The 21,357-nt window shown below is 66.4% G+C and carries 21 protein-coding genes; 12 read left to right on the top strand and 9 right to left on the bottom strand.

What is annotated here, in order from left to right:
* Positions 1-71: 71 nt before the first annotated feature.
* The 4 genes from ACSFB7_RS02065 (at position 72) to ACSFB7_RS02050 (ending at position 3,446) form a co-directional block, all read left to right on the top strand.
* Complete coding sequence (locus ACSFB7_RS02065; RefSeq protein ID WP_435466585.1) at positions 72-521, top strand: CHRD domain-containing protein; 450 nt, start codon at positions 72-74, stop codon at positions 519-521.
* A 65-nt stretch (positions 522-586) separates the two neighbouring features.
* Positions 587-1,792: a patatin-like phospholipase family protein gene (locus ACSFB7_RS02060; protein ID WP_435466583.1), complete on the top strand. Its 1,206-nt coding sequence runs from the start codon at positions 587-589 to the stop codon at positions 1,790-1,792.
* Between the two features lie 78 nt (positions 1,793-1,870).
* A complete protein-coding gene (locus tag ACSFB7_RS02055; protein WP_435466581.1) occupies positions 1,871-2,620 on the top strand; it encodes an acetoacetate decarboxylase in 750 nt (249 codons plus the stop codon).
* 43 nt (positions 2,621-2,663) lie between these two features.
* Positions 2,664-3,446: a 3-hydroxybutyrate dehydrogenase gene (locus ACSFB7_RS02050; protein ID WP_435466580.1), complete on the top strand. Its 783-nt coding sequence runs from the start codon at positions 2,664-2,666 to the stop codon at positions 3,444-3,446.
* A 130-nt stretch (positions 3,447-3,576) separates the two neighbouring features.
* Here ACSFB7_RS02050 and ACSFB7_RS02045 read toward each other — a convergent pair whose 3' ends face one another.
* Positions 3,577-4,518, bottom strand: a complete 942-nt coding sequence (locus tag ACSFB7_RS02045) for a bifunctional helix-turn-helix transcriptional regulator/GNAT family N-acetyltransferase (RefSeq protein WP_435466578.1) — start codon at positions 4,516-4,518, stop codon at positions 3,577-3,579.
* A 154-nt stretch (positions 4,519-4,672) separates the two neighbouring features.
* Here ACSFB7_RS02045 and ACSFB7_RS02040 point away from each other — a divergent pair, with 154 nt between their 5' ends.
* The gene (locus tag ACSFB7_RS02040) at positions 4,673-7,069 is read left to right on the top strand and encodes a YgiQ family radical SAM protein (RefSeq protein ID WP_435466576.1); all 2,397 of its coding nucleotides are present in this window, start codon (positions 4,673-4,675) and stop codon (positions 7,067-7,069) included.
* Between the two features lie 2 nt (positions 7,070-7,071).
* Here the strand turns inward: ACSFB7_RS02040 and ACSFB7_RS02035 are convergent, their stop codons facing one another.
* Positions 7,072-7,755: a DUF1294 domain-containing protein gene (locus ACSFB7_RS02035; RefSeq protein WP_435466574.1), complete on the bottom strand. Its 684-nt coding sequence runs from the start codon at positions 7,753-7,755 to the stop codon at positions 7,072-7,074.
* A 17-nt stretch (positions 7,756-7,772) separates the two neighbouring features.
* Positions 7,773-8,153, bottom strand: coding sequence for a tautomerase family protein (locus ACSFB7_RS02030; protein ID WP_435466572.1), 381 nt, complete (start codon positions 8,151-8,153; stop codon positions 7,773-7,775).
* A gap of 275 nt (positions 8,154-8,428) precedes the next feature.
* Between ACSFB7_RS02030 and ACSFB7_RS02025 the strand changes: the two genes are divergently transcribed.
* Positions 8,429-9,334, top strand: a complete 906-nt coding sequence (locus ACSFB7_RS02025) for a DMT family transporter (RefSeq protein ID WP_435466569.1) — start codon at positions 8,429-8,431, stop codon at positions 9,332-9,334.
* A gap of 37 nt (positions 9,335-9,371) precedes the next feature.
* A complete protein-coding gene (locus ACSFB7_RS02020; RefSeq protein ID WP_435466568.1) occupies positions 9,372-10,292 on the top strand; it encodes a hypothetical protein in 921 nt (306 codons plus the stop codon).
* A 24-nt stretch (positions 10,293-10,316) separates the two neighbouring features.
* On the opposite strand, the gene ACSFB7_RS02015 is transcribed toward ACSFB7_RS02020, so the two are convergent.
* Positions 10,317-11,213, bottom strand: coding sequence for a CoA transferase (locus tag ACSFB7_RS02015; RefSeq protein WP_435466566.1), 897 nt, complete (start codon positions 11,211-11,213; stop codon positions 10,317-10,319).
* A 166-nt stretch (positions 11,214-11,379) separates the two neighbouring features.
* On the opposite strand from ACSFB7_RS02015, the gene ACSFB7_RS02010 reads away from it, so the two are divergent.
* The gene (locus ACSFB7_RS02010) at positions 11,380-12,282 is read left to right on the top strand and encodes an SDR family oxidoreductase (RefSeq protein WP_435466564.1); all 903 of its coding nucleotides are present in this window, start codon (positions 11,380-11,382) and stop codon (positions 12,280-12,282) included.
* Between the two features lie 345 nt (positions 12,283-12,627).
* Here the strand turns inward: ACSFB7_RS02010 and ACSFB7_RS02005 are convergent, their stop codons facing one another.
* Positions 12,628-13,086 carry an Lrp/AsnC family transcriptional regulator gene (locus ACSFB7_RS02005; protein ID WP_435466562.1) on the bottom strand — a complete coding sequence of 153 codons (459 nt, stop codon included), beginning with the start codon at positions 13,084-13,086 and terminating at the stop codon, positions 12,628-12,630.
* A 129-nt stretch (positions 13,087-13,215) separates the two neighbouring features.
* Between ACSFB7_RS02005 and ACSFB7_RS02000 the strand changes: the two genes are divergently transcribed.
* A complete protein-coding gene (locus ACSFB7_RS02000) occupies positions 13,216-13,824 on the top strand; it encodes a glutathione S-transferase (RefSeq protein ID WP_435466560.1) in 609 nt (202 codons plus the stop codon).
* A 1-nt stretch (position 13,825) separates the two neighbouring features.
* Here the strand turns inward: ACSFB7_RS02000 and ACSFB7_RS01995 are convergent, their stop codons facing one another.
* Positions 13,826-14,215 (bottom strand): DUF488 domain-containing protein, encoded by a 390-nt coding sequence (locus ACSFB7_RS01995; RefSeq protein ID WP_435466558.1) that lies wholly within the window; start codon positions 14,213-14,215, stop codon positions 13,826-13,828.
* Positions 14,216-14,240: 25 nt separating this feature from the next.
* Positions 14,241-16,106 carry a PhoX family protein gene (locus ACSFB7_RS01990; RefSeq protein ID WP_435466556.1) on the bottom strand — a complete coding sequence of 622 codons (1,866 nt, stop codon included), beginning with the start codon at positions 16,104-16,106 and terminating at the stop codon, positions 14,241-14,243.
* 92 nt (positions 16,107-16,198) lie between these two features.
* Here ACSFB7_RS01990 and ACSFB7_RS01985 point away from each other — a divergent pair, with 92 nt between their 5' ends.
* Positions 16,199-17,032, top strand: coding sequence for a crotonase/enoyl-CoA hydratase family protein (locus tag ACSFB7_RS01985; protein ID WP_435466554.1), 834 nt, complete (start codon positions 16,199-16,201; stop codon positions 17,030-17,032).
* 421 nt (positions 17,033-17,453) lie between these two features.
* The gene (locus tag ACSFB7_RS01980) at positions 17,454-17,768 is read left to right on the top strand and encodes a hypothetical protein (RefSeq protein ID WP_435466552.1); all 315 of its coding nucleotides are present in this window, start codon (positions 17,454-17,456) and stop codon (positions 17,766-17,768) included.
* Positions 17,769-17,831: 63 nt separating this feature from the next.
* Here the strand turns inward: ACSFB7_RS01980 and ACSFB7_RS01975 are convergent, their stop codons facing one another.
* The gene (locus ACSFB7_RS01975) at positions 17,832-19,109 is read right to left on the bottom strand and encodes an acyl-CoA dehydrogenase family protein (protein ID WP_435466550.1); all 1,278 of its coding nucleotides are present in this window, start codon (positions 19,107-19,109) and stop codon (positions 17,832-17,834) included.
* A 128-nt stretch (positions 19,110-19,237) separates the two neighbouring features.
* Positions 19,238-20,383 carry a DSD1 family PLP-dependent enzyme gene (locus ACSFB7_RS01970; protein ID WP_435466548.1) on the bottom strand — a complete coding sequence of 382 codons (1,146 nt, stop codon included), beginning with the start codon at positions 20,381-20,383 and terminating at the stop codon, positions 19,238-19,240.
* A 116-nt stretch (positions 20,384-20,499) separates the two neighbouring features.
* Between ACSFB7_RS01970 and ACSFB7_RS01965 the strand changes: the two genes are divergently transcribed.
* Positions 20,500-21,351: a LysR family transcriptional regulator gene (locus ACSFB7_RS01965; RefSeq protein ID WP_435466546.1), complete on the top strand. Its 852-nt coding sequence runs from the start codon at positions 20,500-20,502 to the stop codon at positions 21,349-21,351.
* Positions 21,352-21,357 lie beyond the last annotated feature (6 nt).

Here is a 21,357-nt window from a genome sequence, read left to right as displayed (position 1 = left end):
TGGCCGACAACACATGGCCCGCGGGCTGCCTATGCTGGCGTGTTCGTATTCATAACCAGGAGATAACGCTCATGAACCGATATGGCACCCTTTTGCGCGCAGCCCTCGTGACCGGAGTGGCTGCTGCAGCGCTGGCCGGCTGCGGACTGATGTCGAAGTCGAACGTCGCCAGCTTCAGCGGCACGATGAACGCCGCCAGCGAAGTCCCGCCGAACATGACGCGCGGCAGCGGCCTGGCCGAAGCCTGGCTCGACCGCGATACGAACGTACTCAAGTACAAGATCACCTACACCGGCCTGAGCGGCCCGGCCACGATGGCGCACTTCCATGGCCCTGCGGCCGCTGGTGCCAATGCGGGCGTGGTGTTGCCCTTCGCCAATCCGGCAAGTCCGATCGAGGGGCAGGCCACGCTCACGCCCGCGCAGGCTGCGGACCTGGTTGCAGGCAAGTGGTACGCCAACGTGCATACCGCGGCCAATGCGGGTGGCGAGATTCGCGGGCAGTTGCTGCCGAAGATGTGAAATCGTTCCAGGAGTGAACAACCCCTGGTCAGGTTGATGTCGCACGGCTGGTGTCAAATGAACGCATGACGACACCAACGAAGAAGAAACCCCGTGCCGCATCCCAACCCCTCAACCCTTTCGCATCTCGCCGCGAAGACATGCGCAACGCCCGCAAGGCGCTCGTGCTGCAGGGTGGCGGGGCGCTCGGTGCCTACCAGGCGGGTGTGTATGCAGCGCTCAGCGAAACCGACCTGCAGCCGCACTGGATTGCAGGCGTTTCCATCGGCGCCATCAACGCGGCGCTGATCGCGGGCAACGCACCGGAGCAGCGCGTCGACCGGCTGCGCGAGTTCTGGCACCTGGTGTCCTCGGGGCCTTCGCAGCGGCTTCCTTCATGGATGGGCGACCGGGCCACGCAGAACCAGTGGAGCGCCACGATGGCCTCGCTGGTGGGCATCCCGGGCTTCTTCGAGCCGCGCTATTCGCCGGCCTTGCTGATGGGCGGCGCGGCGCCGCTGCTGAGCTACTACGACACCTCCGCACTCAAGACCACGCTCGAGCGGCTGGTCGACTTCGATCGCATCAACGCCTGCGAAGCGCGCTTCAGCGTAGGCGCGGTCAATGTGCGCACCGGCAATTCGGTGTACTTCGACAACACGCGCCAGCGCATCGGCCCCGAGCACATCATGGCCAGCGGCGCGCTGCCGCCGGGCTTTGCGCCCATCACCATCGATGGCGACGACTACTGGGATGGCGGCATCGTCTCCAACACGCCGCTGCAGTACGTGCTCGACATGCACCCGCGCTCGGAGCCGCTGGTGGTGCTGCAGGTCGACCTGTTCAATGCACGCGGCGAAATGCCGCGCACCATGGCGGGCGTGATGGAGCGGCAGAAGGACATCACCTATTCGAGCCGCACCCGCATGAACACCGATGCGATGGCTGCCAACATGAACCTGCAGCAGGCCATTGCCGACCTGATCACCAAGCTGCCGGCCAGCCTGCGCAAAGACCCGAGCGTGCTCGCTGTGCAGTCGCAGCTCACGCACGAGCCCATCGACATCTTTCACCTGATCTACCGCGACAAGCCCTACGAACTCGAATCGAAAGACTACGAGTTCTCGCGCGCCGCGGTCGAGGAGCATTGGGAGTCGGGCGCGCGCGACATGCGCGTGACGCTGGCGCATCCCGAGACGCTGCGCGCCGATGCCACCGTCAACGGCGTCACCACCTTCGACCTGGGCGAGCATGGTGCGGGGCGCGTCAAGCGGCCCGGCCTGTCGCGCTGAGAGAAGACAAGCCAGGTTCAGTTTCAACTAAGAAACCAGCGCCAGACTGGGTAGCCACTTCAACAGGAGGAAATGTTCATGAACATTGAAGATGTGCGGCGCCAGGCCTTTGCGATGCCGCTGACCAGCCCCGCCTTTCCGCCCGGACCCTATCGCTTTGTCCGGCGCGAATTTCTCATCATCACGTACCGCACCGACATGGACGCCTTGCGCGCCGTGGTGCCCGAGCCGCTCGAAGTGGTCGAGCCGCTGGTCAAGTACGAATTCATCCGCATGCCCGATTCCACCGGCTTCGGCGACTACACCGAATCGGGCCAGGTGATTCCGGTGCAACTGCGCACCGCCAAGGGCGTGGAGAAGGGCGCGTACGTTCACGCGATGTACCTCAACGACCATCCGCCGATTGCAGGCGGGCGCGAGTTGTGGGGTTTTCCGAAGAAGCTCGCCTCGCCGGTGCTCGACTACGAGACCGACGTGGTCGTCGGCACGCTCGACTACGGCAAGGTGCGCGTGGCCAAGGCCACGATGGGTTTCAAGCACCGCACGCTCGACCCCGCGCCGATCCTTGCGGGCATCGCGCAGCCCAACTTCCTGCTCAAGATCATTCCGCACGTCGACGGCACGGCCCGCATCTGCGAGCTGGTGCGCTATCACATGGTCGACGTGACGCTGCACGGCGCATGGGGCGGGCCAGGTTCGCTCGAACTGCATCCGCATGCGCTGGCGCCCGTAGCCGAACTGCCGGTGCTGAAGGTCGAATCGGCCGTGCACTACATCGCCGACATGACGCTTGCACTCGGCACGGTCGAGCACGACTATCTCGCCTGATTCCTGTCGACACCTCTCAACTCCACTCTCAAGGAAGACTCACATGCAACTCAAGGACAAGGTCGCCTACATCACCGGCTCGGCCAGCGGTATCGGCAAGGAAATCGCCATTCTTTTCGCGCAGGAAGGCGCGAAGATCATCATTGCCGACCTCAACAAGGAAGCGGCGGATGCCACCGCAGCCGAGCTGAAGGCAACGGGCGCGCAGGCCGTCGGCGTGGGCGTCGACGTGACCAATGAAGACCAGGTCAATGCGTCGGTGGAAGAGGGCGCCGCAGCCTTCGGCGGTATCGACATCCTGATCAGCAACGCCGGCATCCAGATCGTTCATCCGGTCGAAGAGTTCAGCTTCGCTGACTGGAAGAAGATGCTCGCCATTCACCTCGACGGCGCGTTCCTCACCACCAAGGCGTGCCTCAAGCACATGTATGCGCAAGGCCGTGGCGGCAGCGTGATCTACATGGGCTCGGTGCACTCCAAGGAAGCCTCGTTGCTGAAGGCGCCTTACGTCACGGCCAAGCACGGGCTCATCGGCCTGGCCAAGACGGTTGCGAAAGAAGGTGCCAAGCATGGCGTGCGCGCCAACGTGATCTGCCCGGGCTTCGTTCGCACGCCGCTGGTCGAGAAGCAGATTCCCGAGCAGGCCAAGACGCTGGGCATCAGCGAGGAAGAAGTCATCAAGAACGTGATGCTCAAGGAAACGGTCGATGGCGAATTCACCACGACCGAAGACGTGGCGCGCGTGGCGCTGCTGTTCGCTGGCTTCCCGACGAATGCGCTGACCGGCCAGTCGCTCGTGGTGAGCCACGGCTGGTTCATGCAGTAAGCGCTTTTCTTTCTTTCTCCCTCCCCTCCCGGGGGAGGGTTGGGGTGGGGGCACGACGGCCTTCATCTCCGGCGCTCTGCCTGCCCCCATCCCAGCCTTCCCCCAGAGGGGGAAGGAGCAAGGCAAGGCGCTACAGCTTCAGCTCCCAGATCTCACCCACGAGCGGCTCGCCGTAGCCCTCGTGCGGCTCCGATTGCGTGAGCTTGAAGCCGCGCTTGGCGTAGATGCCGCGCGCGGCCAGCAGGCCACTGTTGGTCCACAGCACCATCTTCTTGTAGCCCTTGCGCCGCGCGAAGGCGATGCATTCGTCGACAAGGCGCCCGCCCAGGCCCAGCCCGCGCGCAGCCGGCGAAAGAATCAGCAATCGCAGTTGCGCCACCGTGGCTGACTTGCGCACCACGAAGATCGCGCCCACGCGCTCGCCGTTGAGTTCCGCGATCCAGCAGTGCTCCCACTCAGGCTGGAACTTGAGCAGGAATTCGCTCGCGATGCCCGCCACCAGTGCCTCGAACTTGCTGCCCCAGCCGTATTCGCGCGCATAGATTTCCCCGTGCTGCTGCACCACCCAGCCGATGTCGCCTGGCGCCGGGTCGCGCAGTACGGCGGTCTGGGTCCTGGCGGGCGCGACGGCCGGGTCGAGCAGCGACTGCATCGTGCCCATGGCCTGCATCAGTTGCTCGCGTTGGCCCGCTGCGAGCGGGGCGAGCAGGGCGGCGGCTTCGTCGCGCGATTTCTGTTGCAGGGGCGCAAATGCGGCGTGGCCGGCGTCGGTCAGGCGCAACACGCTTTGCCGTGCATCACGCGCATCCGGTGTTCGCGTGAGCCAGCCTTCGGTCTCGAAGCGCCGCAGGATGCGGCTCATGTAGCCGGCATCGAGCCCGAGGTCGCGCCCGATCTCGCTGGCAACCGCTGTTTCGCGGTGCGCCAGTTCGTACAGCACACGCACATCGGTCAATGACATGGGGCTGCCGAGGTAGGGGTCGAGGGCGCCGATGTGGCGTGTGTAGAAGCGGTTGAACTGCCGGATCGCCTTGACGGCGGCGGTATCGACGGTGGTTGATGGCGTGGACATGGTTGCCATTGTCATTCACATGATTGACTTTGGCAATCATGTGAAAACCGCAAGCGAGCCCGGCCACTGGATGTTTCGCGACAGGGATGCTGGAAAACCCTAAAATCGAGGGTTGCCCACAACAGCGCGCCCTTGGCGCTGTCAACTCCCACCGATGAACGCCCCCGTCGACGTCTCCTTTTTCGCGCGTGCCGCCAAGCCGCTGACCAGCTACCGCAAGTACTGGGCGGCCCGTTTTGGCACGGCCAAATTCCTGCCGACCACGCGCAAGGAGATGGACGCCCTCGGCTGGGACAGCTGCGACATCATCGTGGTGACGGGCGACGCCTATGTCGACCACCCGAGCTTCGGCATGTCGGTGATCGGCCGCATGCTCGAAGCGCAGGGCTTTCGCGTGGGCATCATTGCCCAGCCCGACTGGCAAAGCGCCGAGCCCTTCAAGGTGCTGGGCAAACCGAACCTGTTCTTCGGCGTGACCGCCGGCAACATGGATTCGATGATCAACCGCTACACGGCCGACCGGAAGATCCGCAGCGACGACGCCTACACGCCCGGCGACGTCGGCGGCTCGCGCCCCGACCGCGCGGCCATCGTCTATTCGCAGCGCTGCAAGGAAGCCTGGAACGACGTGCCGATCATCCTCGGCGGCATCGAAGGCAGCCTGCGCCGCATCGCCCACTACGACTACTGGTCGGACAAGGTCCGCCGCTCCATCGTGGTCGACTCCAAGTGCGACCTGCTGCTGTACGGCAACGCCGAGCGCGCCATCGTCGAGATCGCGCATCGCCTGGCCGCCAAGGAGCCGGTGCAGCAGATCACCGACGTGCGCGGCACCGCGTACGTTCGGCGCGAAACGCCCGAAGCCTGGTTCGAGATCAACTCCACCAGCGTGGACGAGCCGGGCCGCGTCGAGGCGCACGTCAACCCGTACCTGATGGTGTCCGAGCAGGCCAAGGCCAACGGTGCCACCTGCGCGAAGGAAGACGAGGCGAACGATGTGGCCAAGGCGGCGGAGACGGCCGGTTCGCCGGCGCTTCAGTCGGTGGTCAACCCCGCCATCAAGCCGCTGACCTTCATGCCCAACCCGGCACTGCAAAGCCGGGGCAAGATCAGCGTGCCGCCACGAGACCGCTCGGTGATCCGCCTGCCTTCGTACGAACAGGTGCGCAGCGACCCGGTGCTCTATGCCCACGCCAACCGCGTGCTGCACCTCGAAACAAACCCCGGCAATGCCCGCGCACTGGTGCAGGCACACGGCGAGGGCACCACGGCGCGCGACGTGTGGATCAACCCGCCGCCCATTCCACTGACCACGGCCGAGATGGACTACGTGTTCGACCTGCCGTACGCGCGCAGCCCGCACCCGCGCTACGCCGACGAAAAAGGCAGCCACGACGGCGCGACCAAGATCCCCGCGTGGGAAATGATCCGCTTCAGCGTGAACATCATGCGTGGCTGCTTCGGCGGCTGCACCTTCTGCTCGATCACCGAGCACGAGGGCCGCATCATTCAAAGCCGCTCGGAAGATTCGATCATCAAGGAGGTCGAGGCCATCCGTGATTCGGTGAGCGGCTTCACCGGCACCATCTCCGACCTGGGCGGCCCGACCGCCAACATGTATCGCCTGGGCTGCAAGAGCCCCGAGATCGAAGCGGCCTGCCGCAAGCCCAGTTGCGTGTACCCCGGCATCTGCCCGAACCTGGGCACGAACCACGATCCGCTCATCAAGATCTACCGCCGCGCGCGTGCGCTGCGCGGCATCAAGAAGATCCTGATCGGCTCCGGCCTGCGCTACGACCTGGCCGTGCAGTCGCCCGAGTACGTGAAGGAGCTGGTGCAGCACCACGTCGGCGGTTATCTCAAGATCGCGCCTGAGCACACCGAGCAGGGCCCGCTCACGAAGATGATGAAGCCCGGCATCGGCAGCTACGACAAGTTCAAGCAGATGTTCGAGAAGTTCTCGGCCGAGGCGGGCAAGAAGCAGTACCTCATTCCGTACTTCATCGCCGCGCACCCGGGCACCAGCGACGAGGACATGATGAACCTCGCGATCTGGCTCAAGAAGAACGGCTTCCGCGCCGACCAGGTGCAAACGTTCTACCCGTCGCCCATGGCCACTGCGACGACGATGTACCACACCAACAAGAACCCGCTGCGCAAGATCACGCGCGAGAGCGAAACGGTGGACATCGTGCGTGGCGACAAGCGCCGCCGCCTGCACAAGGCCTTCCTGCGCTATCACGACGCCAACAACTGGCCGCTGCTGCGCGAGGCGCTGAAGAGCATGGGCCGCGCCGACCTGATCGGCAATGGCAAGCACCACCTGATTCCGACGTGGCAGCCGCTGACCGATGGCGGCTACACGAGCGCGCGCCGCAAGAATTCCACGACAGCGCCCGCTGCTGCATCTGCGCCGGTCAAGCTGACGCCGGTGAAGCCCTCGAAGGGCCGCATCCTGACGCAGCACACCGGCCTGCCGCCGCGCGACAACGGCTCGGCACCGCGCAAGGCGTCCGGCCCGGTTCGCGGCAGCATTCGCAAGCCGCGCTGAGTTCAGAAAGCCGGCAAGCCGGCTGGCAAGAGCTTGCCGACCCAGGCTGCCACCGCCGCGATGTGGGCCAGCACCGTCACCCAGTAGGCCGCCATGAAGCTCGTCTTGCGAACCTTGTGGCGCAAGAGCCGTTGCGCACACCATGCACCCGGCCAGCCGCCGATCAGCGAGAGCAGATGCAGCGTGCTTTCAGCGGTGCGCCAGCGGCCTGTTGCGGCGGCGTTCTTGTCGAACCCGTAGACAAAAAACGTCAACAGGTTGAGCAGCAGCAACACACCAAGAGCGATCGGCGGAATGCGCCCAGTCCACACGCCATAGGCAAGCAGTGCGACGTAGCCGACGCCCAGAATCGCCATTGGCAGCATCGAGGAAGAAGAGGGCACGGCATCCCGGCCGCGCGCGGTGTTATTGCGATGGCCTTGCCCGCGTGATGAGCCGGAAGCTCGTTGTCGGGGTGGTTGCCGCTGTTGCTGAGTCGCGCCGACCGCCTGAACCGCCACGGCGCGCGGCCCTTTGCCTCCCACATGAATCTCGTCAAAGGTCAGCGTCATGCCGACCTGCGGTATCGCGCCGCGATCCGCGAAATCGCGCAGATGCACGAAGACGTCGGCAGAAATTTCGGAGCACCGAATGAAGCCGAAGCCCCGGTCTTTTTCCCATCGAACGAGCGTGCCTTGGCGTTTCATCGCCAGGATTTTCGCCGCTAGGCGTACTGCATTTCCCCGTTGCCGAACGACCAGTTCTCCTTCACCACCTCAACCAGGTTGATGAAGACATCCTCGCGCCGGATGCCCAACTGGCTGTGCAGGGCATCGGCCACGCGCCGGTAGAAGGCCTTCTTGAGATCGACCGAGCGGCCCTGGTTCAGCGTGATCTGGATCACCACGAAGCCTGCCGAGTATTCGATGCCAAGGTAGCTGGCCGGACGGACAAGCTCGCTCGCGCCATGTCGCGCAATGATCTGGAACTTGTCGTCTTCCGGCACGTTGATGGTGTCCCTCATCGCCTGGTAGATGAGGTCGCCGATGGCGGTGCCCAGCGTCTCGGGGCTGTCGTTGGAGAGGTCAATTCGAACGAGTGGCATGTGTGTTTCCTAAAAGGGATGGGGTGAGGGTAGGAGCATCCCGGGCCCCTAGTCTGCGCGCAAGCGCCTAAGATTGCCGGCATGGTTCTGTACCGTTCTCCCCCTCCATCGACCCGCAGCTGACGCGCGCCTCGTGCCGCGCTCAGACCCGCAAGTGGTCGCCGCCGTCCGCCTTCTTCGTCAAGGCCGGATGACGGCTGGATGGTCTTGCCCGCCCTCTGCAAAGAGAAAGAGGCGGCGGGCGTCATGGAGAACTTTCAACAATGAACGCAAGAATGTCTGCCGCCCTGGCATGGGGCGGTGTGCTGCTGGCCGGCGCGCTGTGGGGCGGCGGTGCGCTGGTGGCGCAATTCCTGATCGACGGCGGCATCGCGCCGCAGAGCCTGTCGCTGGCGCGCTTCGCGCTGGGGCTGCCGCTGCTCTGGTGGCTGTACTGGCGGGCGCCTGCCAAGCCGGATGCGCGCTGGGCCGACCTGGCAGGGCGCGAGCGCTTCCAGATCGTGGCCACGGGCGCGGCCATGGCGCTCAACGTGAGTTGCTGGTTCGCCGGCATCGCCCATCTGGGTGCGGCACTGCCGACGGTCATCTCGATCTGCTGCGCGCCGGTGATCGTCGCGCTGGTGTCCGTGCTGCGCGGCTACGAGCGCTTCGGCTTGCGCATGCTTGCGGGCCTGCTGCTCGCGCTGGTGGGCGTGCTGCTGCTCGTGATGCCTGCCACCGGCTGGGGACCGCTGGCACCTGGGCATGCGGTGGGGCTGGCCTGGTCTTTCGGCTCCGCGTTCTGCTACGCGATGGTGGTGCTCGGCAATGCGCGCATGCCCGTGCGGGTGCCGGCTGTCACGGCATCGGCCTGGGGCATGAGCGTGGCGGCGCTGTGCATGCTGGTGATCGCGTGGCCCGGCGGCATCACATGGCCGGCAGGCGCGGCGCAATGGCTCGGCGTGGGCTACACGGGCGTGGTGACGACCTCGGTGGCCTACCTGGCATTTGCCTGGGGCGCACGCCGGTTGTCGCCGACCGCCGCCGTGGTCGGCACGCTGATCGAGCCATTGGTCGCTGCCGTGCTGGCGGCGCTGTTGCTGGCGCAGCCGATGGCGCCGCGCCAGTGGGCGGGCGCCGTGCTGTTGGCCGCGGCGATGGTCCTCCTGGTAAGGCGCCAGGGAGCTACGGGAGCGGCCTGAGCGCAAACTGAGGCACTCCGTTGTATGGTGTGACCCCATGAGTCATTCGCTTCGTACGCTGGCCCCGTGGATGCGCACCCTGGCGGGCGCCGTGCTGTTCTCCGCCGCATTGCCGGTGCTGGCGGCGGCGCCCGAGGCCGCGCCGGCTGCGTCGACCACGCCCGCCCAGACCTTGCGCGCCACCCACCAGCGCATGAGCGACAAGCTCGATCACAGCAGCTTCGGGCGCCCCGTGCAGCTCGATTCAGAAGAGACGCCCGGCGGCCTGCAGGGCGACGTCTATGCGGTGGTCGACCATTCGCTCTCGGAGATCAGCTCGACGCTGAAGGGGGCGGCGCGCTGGTGCGACGTGCTGGCGCTGCACATCAACAACCGCCGTTGCCGCGCGGGCACGTCGCCACAGGGGCGCGAGACGCTCACGCTCTACGTGGTGCGGCGTTACGACAAGCCTGTCGACCAGGCCTTCGAGTTGCCCTTCGTCTATCGGATCGTGAATGCCGCGCCCGAGCACCTGTCGGTCGAGATGACGGCCGCCAGCGGACCGCTGGGCACGAGCAACTACCGCGTCACGCTCGAAGCCGTGGCGCTGGACGAGCGCAAGAGCTTCCTGCACTTCAGCTACAGCTACGACCACAACATGATGGTGCGGCTGGGCACCCAGGCCTACCTGGCGACCTTCGGCCGCGACAAGGTGGGCTTCACGCCGATCGGCAAGGGCCCGGACGGCCAGCCAGAGTACATCCGTGGCCTGCGCGGGCTGGTCGAGCGCAATGCGATGCGCTATTTCCTCACGCTCGACGCCTTCCTGGCGGCGCCGGCACAAGACCAAGCCGAGCGCCGCGAGCGCTACTGGTTCGCGGCGGCGGAGCAGTATCCGCGGCAACTGCACGAGGTCGATCTCGACACCTATCTCGCGCTCAAGCGGGAAGACCGCAAGCGCGAAGGCCCCGCCCGCTGAACGACGCGGCTGCGTCGAGGCGGATCAGTCGGCCAGCGTGAGCAGCGGCACGTCGCGCTCGCGGCCCATGGCCTCCAGTTCGGCACGCGTGCGCACGGCCAGCCACGCGGCCAGCGCATCGTGCGTGGCCGGTGCCAGCATGTCGCGCGACGTCACGCCCGCCGCTTCGCAAAGGCGCGCCGCGAAATGCGGCTCCAGCGCCGCAACCGCCACGCGCCCATCGGCACAGCGATAGACGCGGTAGCCCGCATGGGCACCGCCGACTGCACCCGAAGGCTGCGTCAGGCCCCAGGTGCGCGGTAGCGCCAGCCAGTCGGCCGAGGCGTTCAGCGCAACTTCGAGGTACACGCCGCCGGCCTTGTTGTCGTTGTCACCTGTGCCGGCGCGGGCGCGCAGCAGCATGGCCTTCAGCACCGCCTCGCTCGCGAGCAGGGCACCGCCCATGTCGGCATAGAGCGTGGGCGGCAGTTCGGTGCCGGTCACGAGGCCGCTTTCGGCCAGGTAGGTGAGGTCGTGGCCCGGCTCTTCCGCCCGCTCACCCGGCGCGCCGACGATGGCCACCTGCGACAGCGACGGGTGGCGCGCCTGCAGCGCGGGCCAGTCGAGGCCCAGCTTGCGCAGCGCCGAGGGGCGAAAGGACGTGAGCAGCACATCCGCTTTCGTGAGTTCGTCGTGCAACTGCTGCTGCCCCGCCTCGGTCTTCAGATCCGCAGCCTGGATGGCGATGCCTTCGTGCAGCGCGGCATACGCGGGCCGGTTGTAGAGCCCCATCGGGTCGCCGCCCGGCGGTTCGAGCTTCAGGCAGTCGGCACCCATCTCGCGGCAACGCAGCAGCGCGGCCGGGCCGGGCAGGTTGAGCGCAAGGCTCAGGACGCGCACGCCCGCAAGCGGCAACAGGGAAGGGGCAGAAGGGCTTGTCATGGGGCGTGCATCCAGGAACAAAGGGCTGTCGAACGGCAGCGATTCTCACCCGGGCGCGCAGCGCGGGAGCCAGATTCCGCAAGCCACCGCACAGGGCTCGCGCGTAGCATGCGCGATGGCAGCGCTTTTCCTTGCCGCTGCCGCAACGACAAGGAGACAACGCATCATGTTTGAAGCTTCCCTCATGAGCGGCCAGCGCATCCTCGTGACTGGCGGCGGCACAGGCCTCGGTCGTGCGATGGCCGAGCGCTTCCTGAGCCTGGGCGCCGATGTGGCCATCTGCGGCCGGCGCCAGTCGGTCTGCGAGGAAACGGCGGCCGAATGGCGCCAGCAGTTCCCGGACCGGCGCGTCGATACCTTCGGCGTCGACATCCGCGTGGCACAGGCCGTCGACGAGATGGTCGAGAGCCTGTTCCAGAGTGGCGGCCTCACCGGACTGGTCAACAACGCAGCGGGCAATTTCGTGTCGCCGACCGAGAGCCTCTCGCCGCGCGCCTTCGACGCCGTCGCCAACATCGTCTTCCACGGCAGTTTCTACGTGACGCAGGCCGTGGGCAAGCGCTGGGTGGCGCAGTCCAAGTCGGGCGAATGGAAACAGGGCGATGCCTTCCGCAGTGTCATGAGCATCATCACCACCTGGGTCGACAACGGCAGCCCCTACGTCGTGCCCTCGGCCATGAGCAAGGCCGGAATCGACGTGATGACCAAGTCGCTCGCGGTCGAATGGGCGCGCCACGGCATCCGCCTGAATGCCGTGGGCCCCGGCGAGATTCCGACCGAAGGCATGAGCAAGCGCCTGAACCCCGGCGAGGAGCCCGGCGCGCGCAGCAAGCAGAACAACCCGATGGCGCGCACCGGCCGCATGAGCGAGCTGCAGAACCTCGCGTCATTCCTCATGGCCCCGGGCCAGTGCGACTGGCTCACGGGCCAGAGCATCATGATGGACGGCGGCAATGCGCTGGCCACCGGTGGCAACTTCTACGAATTGCGTCAGTGGAGTGACGCCGATTGGCTGGCTGCGCGCGAACGCATCGAGGCGCAGAACCAGAAGGACAAGGCGCAGCGTTGAACGACTGGGGGCTCTTGCTGATTCCTTGTTGAGTGAAGTGCGGGTTCATTCGGGGTGCGTGCGAATGACACCAGGTGCTCCCCTCCGCGAATGTCCCCCGCTTCGCTCCTCCTTTATTTCGCTGCGGGGAGCACCTGGTGCCATTCGCACAGGACGCGCTGCTATTGATCCTGCGATCAACGACTGCTCTGAGCGCTCACGTCGATACGGTGCTCTTTTTCGCGAAATAAAGGAGGAGCGAAGCGGGGGACATTCGCGAAAAAGAGCACCGTGTCGGCGGGAGTGCGGCCCTGAACAGCAGCGCCTCCAAACAACAAGCCTCAAACAAATCGCAAAGACAGACCGTTATTTCTTCGGCAGCTTCGCCGCATGCACGGTGATGTGCTTGTTCACGGGGCTCGACAGCACCAGAGACGTGGTCACCGCGCCGTCCACAGCCAGAGCGTCCACCACGCGCTGCAGGTCGGCCGGCCCGGCGATCGCGCAGCGCACGATGAAGCAGTCTTCGCCGGTCACGCGGTCGGCGCTCAGCACCTCGGGCATGGCGTCGAACAGCTTCAGGTATTTGGCGATGCCCGCATGCGTGGTCTCGATGCGGATGATCGCCTGCAGGCCCACGCCCAAGGCGCGCAAATTGACGCGGGCGCCGTAGCCTTCGATCACACCAGCATCTTCCAGCTTGCGCACACGCTCGCTCATGGCGGGCTGCGAAAGGCCGATGCGCTTGCCCAGCGCGGCCAGGCTCTGGCGGGCGTCGGCTTGCAGGGCTTCGAGGATCAGACGGTCCTTCTTGTCGATGTTCATGTGTACGGTCCGGGCAATGCGTTGACGATCACCGATGGGTGATCGGTTTGCGGCCCCGATTTTCGATGGATTGCCATTCGGCGCGGGCGCAGTGGCCGGTATCGTGGCGCACCTTCTTCAGGAGAAACAATGCAACTCGTCGGCATGCTCGATTCACCCTTCGTGCGGCGCACCGCCATTTCGCTGCGGCTGCTCGGTGTTCCCTTCGTGCACCGGTCGATCTCGGTGTTCAGCACCTTAGAGCAGTTTCGCGAGATCAACCCGGTGGTGAAGGCGCCCACGCTGGTGTGTGAAGACGGCACGGTGCTGATGGATTCGACGCTGATCATCGACCACGCCGAAGTAACCAGCGGCCGCAGCCTGATTCCGCGCGATGCGGTTGAACGGCTTCGTGCAACGCGCGTGATCGGGCTGGCGCTGGCCGCGTGCGAGAAGACGGTGCAGATCGTCTACGAACGCAACCTGCGGCCGGCCGAGAAGCAGCACCAGCCGTGGGTCGACCGGGTGCACGGGCAGCTCATCGCGGCGTACGCGGCGCTCGAACATGAGGTGGCTGCACATCCGCTGCCGGGCGAGGAAGCCGCGATGACGCAAGCCGGCGTGTCAACCGCCGTGGCCTGGGCGTTCACGCAACTATTGCTGCCAGATGCCGTAGCGCCTGGAGACTTTCCGTTGCTGGCGGCGTACTCCGCGCACGCGGAAAGCCTTCCGGTTTTCCTGGCCGCGCCGCAGGTCTGAATCAACTGGCGATGTCCGCCCCGCGCTCGGCCAGCAATGCGCGCAGCACCGATCGGTGACAGTGCGATTCGTCTTCGCAGTAACAACCGACCGCGAGCGACGTGCCGTGCGAAAGCGCGGCGAGCAGATCGAGGCTGCGGCTTGCGTCGGCCTCGGCCATCTCGGCCTTGAACTTGCGCACGAAGGCGTTCCATTGCGCGGGCGTTTCCGCTTCCTGCGCCTGCTTCATGGTCTCGACGGAAGGCGCGAGGTTCGGGTACCACACGTCGTACCAGTCCTGCGAGGCGAACTCTGTCTTTGGAACGCCGCGCGGCGGGCGACGGACGGTGCCGACACGCAGGCCTTCGCCGGGTGCGCGTGGTGTGCCGAGACGGACGATGCGGATGCTCATGGCGTGGTCCTTTTTTGTCTTGTGTTCAGGTGCCGACGATACCGCCGTCGCGCCGACGGATCGCCAGTGTGGCTGAGCGAGGCCGCACGCTGCCCGGTGTCGTGCCATCGGGCCATGCGCTGTTCGCTGTGGCACCGCCGTCGTCGCGCGCTTCGCCCGGATGCTGGATGTTGACGAACAACGTGCGCCGGTCCGGCGTGACCACGCAGCCGGTGATCTCGCAGCCGTTCGGCCCCGTCAGGAAGCGCTGGATGCGACCGGTGGCGGGGTTGGCGCACAGCATCTGGTTGTTGCCCAGCGACGCGTACGGTGGCTTGCCGATGACCTGGCCGCTCATGTCGGTCTGGATCCAGAGCAGGCCGCCGCTGTCGAAGTGCAGGCCGTCGGGGCTGCCGAACATGTCGACGTCGGCCGAGGGATAGCGCGCGCCGCTGCCCGGTTGCGCGGGGTCGCCCGCCAGCGCGAAATGGTCCCACGCAAAGGCGGTGCTCGCGGCGTCGCCGCCGTCCTCGCGCCAGCGCAGGATGCCGCCGAAGAGATTGTTGGCGCGCGGGTTGGCCGCATCGGGTGCGGGCTTGCCGGCATCGCCGCGCTGGCTGTTGTTGGTGAGCGTGACGTACACCTCGCCGCTTTGCGGATGCACCGCGATCCATTCGGGGCGGTCCATCTTCGTGCCGCCCACGGCGTCGCCTGCCAGGCGCGCGTGGATCAGCACTTCGGGCTGGTCGGCAAAGCCTCCGCCTGCATCGAGCCCGTTGCGGCCGTGCGCGAGTTCGAGCCACTGGCCGCGGCCTCCTGCGTCGTAGCGCGCTACGTAGAGCGTGCCCTCGTCCAGCAGATGCTGGTTCGCCGCGCGCGCGGCGGCGTCGGTGCCGGGGCGCACCTTGTCGCGGCTGACGAACTTGTAGATGTATTCGAAGCGCGAGTCGTCGCCCATGTAGACGACCACGCGGCCATCTTTGGCGAGCGTGCAGGTGGCGCTTTCCTGTCGCTTGCGGCCCAGGGCGGTGCGCTTGATGGGCGTGGAGGTCGGATCGAACGGGTCGATCTCGACCACCCAGCCGAAGCGGTGCGGCTCGTTCGGATGGCGGCTCAGGTCGAAACGTTCGTCGAAGCGCCAGTACTCGACCCATTGCGAACCCGGCACCGTGCCGTAGCGGCGTTGCGCGTCCGTCATGCCCTTTGCCGCTTCCTTCGGTCCGCCGAAGTAGCCGTGGAAGTTTTCTTCGCAGGTCAGGTAGGTGCCCCAGGGCGTGACGCCCATCGCGCAGTTGGCGAAGGTGCCGAACACCGCGTCGCCAGCCGGGTTGGCGGCGGTACGCATCAGCGGCGTGCCTGTGGCGGGGCCTGCGATGCGCATGGGCGTGTTGCCATGCACGCGGCGTGCGAAGGGCGAGGGCTGCACCTGCTGCCAGCCGGCAGGCGTGCAGCGGATCTCGATCACCGAAACGCCCATCGCGTGCAGCGACTTGCGGACCTTGTCCGCCGTCCAGTTCTTGATGCCGTCGGTGTGCAGCAGCTGCTCGTCGGTGTATTCGTGGTTCATCACCAGCAGGCCGCGCTCGCCGCTCGCGTCGAGCGCGAAGAAATGCATGCCGTCGTGGTGCATGCCGGCTTGCACGGCCTGGTCGGCGGCGCTGTTGCTCGCATCCGGCGCAAAGGCCGGCATCTGTCCGGCAATGCCGGCGGGCGTGCCCCAGGGGTAGAGCACCTGCCATTCGTATTCGGGCGGCACCACCACGGCGTCGCGCAGGGAGGCGGGCACGCTGGTGAAGCCGGGCGCTCCGCTCTGGCGTGGGGCGGAAGGCGATGCACAGCCTTGCCCGAACAGCGCGACCACGGCAGCGGCAGAGCCCGATTGAAGAAGAAAGCTGCGGCGGTCCAGTGGCATGGCGAGGGTGTTGTGTAGGTGACAGCCGCCATCATCGCCCAGCGCCATGCCGGGCGATACTGGCCCAAAGAACCGCCCAGGAGACATGCCACATGACCGACCGCCGCATCGAATGGACCCGCCACCCCGATGGCGTGGTGGAACTGCAGCTCGCACGTGCCGACAAGATGAACGCGCTCGATCCGGCGATGTTCGACGCACTGATCGAGTCCGGCGAGGCATTGCGCGGCGATGCCTCGGTGCGCGCGGTGGTGATCTCGGGTCGCGGCAAGGCTTTCTGCGCGGGGCTCGACATGGCGTCTTTCGAACGCATGCAGCAGCAGGGCGGCGCGGCCGACGTGCTGGGCGAGGGCGCTGCGGGCACCGACTTGCTCAAGCGCACGCATGGCATCTCGAACGCCGCGCAGCATGTGGCGATGGTCTGGCGCGAAGTGCCGGTGCCGGTCATCGCTGCCGTGCACGGCGTGGCCTTTGGCGGCGGGCTTCAGGTGGCACTGGGCGCCGACATCCGCATCGTGGCGCCGGACACCAGGCTGTCGGTCATGGAGATCAAGTGGGGACTGGTGCCCGACATGGCCGGCATGGTGCTGATGCGCGAGCTGGCACGCAGCGACGTGGTGCGCGAACTCACGTTCACCGGCCGCATTTTCTCGGGTGAAGAGGCCTTGCGGATCGGCTTCGCCACGCGCCTGTCGGCCGACCCGCTGGCCGAAGCCTTGCAGATGGCGCATGAGATCGCAGGCAAGAGCCCTGATGCCATTCGCGCCGGCAAGCGGCTGCTCAATGCCTCGCTGGCGCAGAGCGCTGCAGAGCTGCTGATGGCCGAGTCGGTCGAGCAGAAGGCATTGATCGGCAGCCCGAACCAGGTCGAGGCCGTGAAGGCCAACATCGAACGCCGCGCGCCGCGCTTCAACGCGCCAGCCTGACGAGCCTTCGGCGGTAATCGCCGCGACGTTGATATGAAAGGGGCCTGCAAACACGCATGAGCCCTCTCTGGTGTTGCGCGCCCGCACGTTGCCGGGCGGGTATTCCCGAGGACGACTTGCCGTGGAACAGGCTCTTCGCGCAACCTCGCACCCACCACCTTTGCGGGCCCTCGTCGGCGCCTGTTCTTTCCCCGAACTCGGGAGCATTTTTTGCTACCTGTGCGCAAAAAAAGCCGAAAAGTGCACTCTGAGTGTCTTTGTGTAAGAATAAAGTAGTTGTTTTAAGGGGATGATGAATGAAAATGGAGTCAGTTTGTGTGCAGAAGGTCACGCCTTCTCGTGTGAGCGGTCCTCGGGAGGATGGCTCGTGGCGTCACAGTCATTAACAATCGAGGACTTTGCCTAGCGACGGCGATCCGTCATGTCGACGACCACGTTTTTCTGTAACCTCAGCGTGCCCATTCTGGTGGGCGAGGATCGCTACAAGTACATCCCCATCGTCGGGGTCTTTCGCAGCATTCCCTTCGACCAAGTCGATGAATGGGTAATGGACCCCGATGGCCGGCCGCGCAGCGACCGCGAATTGGCGGCCGAAGTTCTTGTCGAGATCCGCAAACCACTCGGTTCGAGTGGACGCACCGCACCGCACGCCTTCGAGGTGGGAGACATCCTGCAACTCGACCGCGCAGCCGCGATCGTTGTGTCCACCTACCTGGCGGCGTTGCCGCGCGTCTGAGCCTGGCGCTCAATCACACCTGAAAACCGACTCCCCGCGCGCCCCTTCATGCACGCATCTTCTTCAGGATGCGATCGCGCCCACAGCCCAATAGAAAGTTGGCCTTGCCCCGTTGAGCAGATGGTCGCCCACCACGCGCCCCTTGTAGATCGTCGGATTGTGCGAAGCCAGCGTGCGCGCATTGCGCCAGTGGCGATCGAGCCGGCGGTCTTCCTGCAGCGCTGAAGCACCACCGATGTCGAACAGCCGCGTGCCGGCCTGCAGCACCGCGTCGACGATGCCGGCCTGCGCCTTGGCGGTGTTCAGCTCCACCTCGAACAGAAGGCCCTCGGGAACGGTTTCGCCGCGCTGAAGAAAGCGGTCGATGTCGCCCAGGCCGCGTGCCACGGCCTGCACGGTCGAGGCCGCAATGAACGCGGTGCTCGCGAGCTGCCCGATGACCTGCTGTACCAGCGGATCTTCGCGCGGCGTGTCGCCGCTGCCGTGGCTGTAGACGCGCTTGCGCGGCTGCACGAAGGCCACCGCATCGCGCACGATGGCGCGCGCGATGCCCGCCAGCGTGGCCAGGTGCGTGAGCTGGAAGTGCGCGGTAAGCGGCGTGGGCTGGTCGCGCACATACAGCAGCACGTTCTCGGGCTTCACGCGCACGTTGCGAAAGCGCGTGGTGCCCGAAGCGCTCAGACGCTGGCCGAAGCCGCGCCAGTCGTCGACGCGCTCCACGCCGGCTGCTTCTGAAGGCACGAGCGCGATCACGCGTTCGCTGCTGCCGTCGTCGTTCAGCCGTTGGGCCGACACCGAGATCCAGTCGGCATACAGCGTGCCGGTGCTGTAGTACTTGTCGCCGTCCAGCCGCCACGCATCGCCGTCGCGCTTCAGCGTGGTCTGCATGGTCTTGAGCGAGCCGTCGCCAAGCTCGGTGGTGGCGTTGCCGAAGATCACGCCTTCGGCGGCCAGGCGCATCCACGGACCGTGCAACGCGGGATCGATTTCCGCGAACAGACGCTCGATGAATCCGAAGTGCGCGCGCAGGATCTGCGGCAGGTTGGAGTCGGCCTCGCCGAGTTCGATGAGCAGGTCGTACAGCTGCTCGACCGAGGCGCCGAGCCCACCGTACTGCAGGGGCACGCGCAGCGCACCGAAGCGCTCGGCGTTGAGCCAGGCCACCGGCTCGTAGGCCAGTTCGCGTTCGTTCTCGCGCTGCGCCGCATGCTCGGCAATGCGCTGGAAGATCGGGCGGAAGCGTTCAGCGAGTGGCTGCGAAGAAAAAGGCGCGGGGGCTGCAGCGTGGCGCGGACTCGTCGCATGCGCGGCGAGGTCTGGCGTGTCTTGGATGGATGCCATGGAGATCGGGCAGCCTGGGACTGCCCGCGAAAAGAGAGAGACGGGCGCCGACTGTGCCCCTGCGACACCCGTCTGTGAAATACGCTTTTCGAGTTTTCTTATGCCGGGAGATGCCTGCTGCCTACTGTCTATCGCTTGCCGCGCGCGTCCACCGGCCAGATGGCGACCAGCGTGTCGCCTTCGACCACGTGGTACGCGTCATGCAGGTTGACGGTCGGGTCGCAATGCGGCGTGACGAATTCGACACGCGCACCGAGCGCGGGCCGAGGCCCGGCCGGCAGCATCAACTTGCCGTGCTCGTCGCCGAAGAAGGCGTAGCGGCTCGCGGGATCGACGCCACTCGCCACCAACGGCACGCCGCTGTCGGTCGAGAAGCACTTGCTGCCGCCATCGACCGTCACCCATTCGGCCGCATTGGTGCTGACCACGGCCGTCTGCACCAGCAGCGAGACCTCGAAGGGCGAGGGCTGTCTGCCGCTGGCGAGCACGTGCGTGTATTCGGCATCCATGAAGACGTAGGAGCCGGCCTGCAGTTCGGTGAACGCGTTCTCCTGCGAATCGAGATCGTGCGTGCCGGTGCCGGCACCGGTGACGATCTCGAAGCGGATGCCTTGTGCCTTCGCCGCGGCGACGATGCCGGCCACGGTTTCACGCAGGCCTGCCGCCGCCGAGCTGCGCCGGTCGCGCTCCACGATGTGTTGCAGGTTGCCTGCATAGGCCTGCAGCCCGCGCAACCGCAGGCGCGGCTCGGCGGCCACGCGCGCCGCCAGTTCGAGCACTTGCGCTTCGGTCGCGGCGCCGGTGCGGTTGTAGCCGGCGCCGTAGTCGACCAGCACGTCGAGCGGATGTGCCAGCGCGCTGGCGGCCTGCGCCAGGTCGTCCACATTGCGCGGGTTGTCGACCACCACCATCACATCACCCGGACGGGCGCGCTGCGCAAGCTTCATCAGCCGCGCGATCTTGCTCGGCGTGACGGCGGGCGAAGTGATCAGCACGCCGGGGATGCCGCCTTCGACCATGATCTCCGCCTCGCCCAGCGTCACGCAGCTCACGCCGATGGCGCCGGCCGCGACCTGGCGCCGCGCGATCTCGACCGACTTGTGCGTCTTCACGTGCGGGCGCAACCCGATGCCGCGCGCCTTGGCAAAGGCCGCCATGCGTTCGATGTTGCGCGTCATCGTGGGCAGCTCGATCAGCAGCGCGGGCGTGTCGAGCAACTGGCGGCCGCCGGGAACGCCGATCAGCGGCGCGTTGACTTGCAATTCAGTGGGCATGAGAAAGAGGCCTTGGTTTTTGGGGAATGAAGGTGCGGTGCAGGAAGAGACGCGCTGTGAAATGATCGCATCGAAATGCATGCACGAACCCCTGTCTGTGAAATGGCTGGCCTGCGATGAAGGCGCTCGACATCGAAGCGGTGCAGGCCTTCGTGCGGGTCGCCGATCTCAAGAGCTTCACACGTGCGGCCGAAGCCATGGACAGCGCGCAGTCGGCCGTCAGCCTCAAGGTCAAGCGTCTTGAAGAGGTGTTGGGCCGGCGCCTGCTCGAACGCACGCCACGGTCGGTGCGGCTCTCGGCCGAGGGGCTGGCCTTCCTGCCCTCGGCGCGCAAGCTGCTGGCCGCGCACAGCGGCGCACTCGAGTCCTTCGGTGTGCAACAGCGCCGGCTGGTCGTCGGCATGAGCCACCACGTCGTGGGCGCCGAGTTGCCGCTGCTGCTGCGGCGGATGAGGGACGCCGAGCCGCTCGTGGTGATCGAGGTGCGCGTCTCCACATCGCGCGAGTTGCTCGACGCCTTCGACCGCGGCGGGATCGATGCCGTCGTCATCCTGCGGCACGACAGCCGGCGGCTCGATGGCGAACTGCTGCTCGAAGAACAGTTCGGCTGGATGGCCGCACCCGACTTCGTGCATCGCTCGGGCGAGCCGCTGCGGCTGGCCACGCAGGCCGAGCCTTGCAGCGTTCGCAGCATGGCGGTCGCCACGCTGGCCGAAGGCAAGGTGCCGTGGACCGAGGTGTTCGTGGGCGGTGGCGTGCTCACGGTCGGTGCCGCGGTTTCGGCAGGGTTGGCGGTCGCCGCACTGGGGCGGCGCGTGGCGCCGCTTGGAACCATCGACGTGGGACCGATGCTGGGCCTGCCGCCATTGCCGTCGCGCGATGTGGTGCTGCACACCAGCGTGTCCGATCCGCAAGGGCGCAGTGCGTTGCGCTCTCTGTCGGCGGCGATCCGGTCGACGGCGGTGTAGCGCGCG

Source organism: Variovorax raffinosi, from assembly GCF_051216615.1.
Taxonomy (GTDB): Bacteria; Pseudomonadota; Gammaproteobacteria; order Burkholderiales; family Burkholderiaceae_C; genus Variovorax.
Note: the sequence above shows the minus strand (reverse complement) of the source record. Positions and strands in the feature narration are given on the sequence as shown.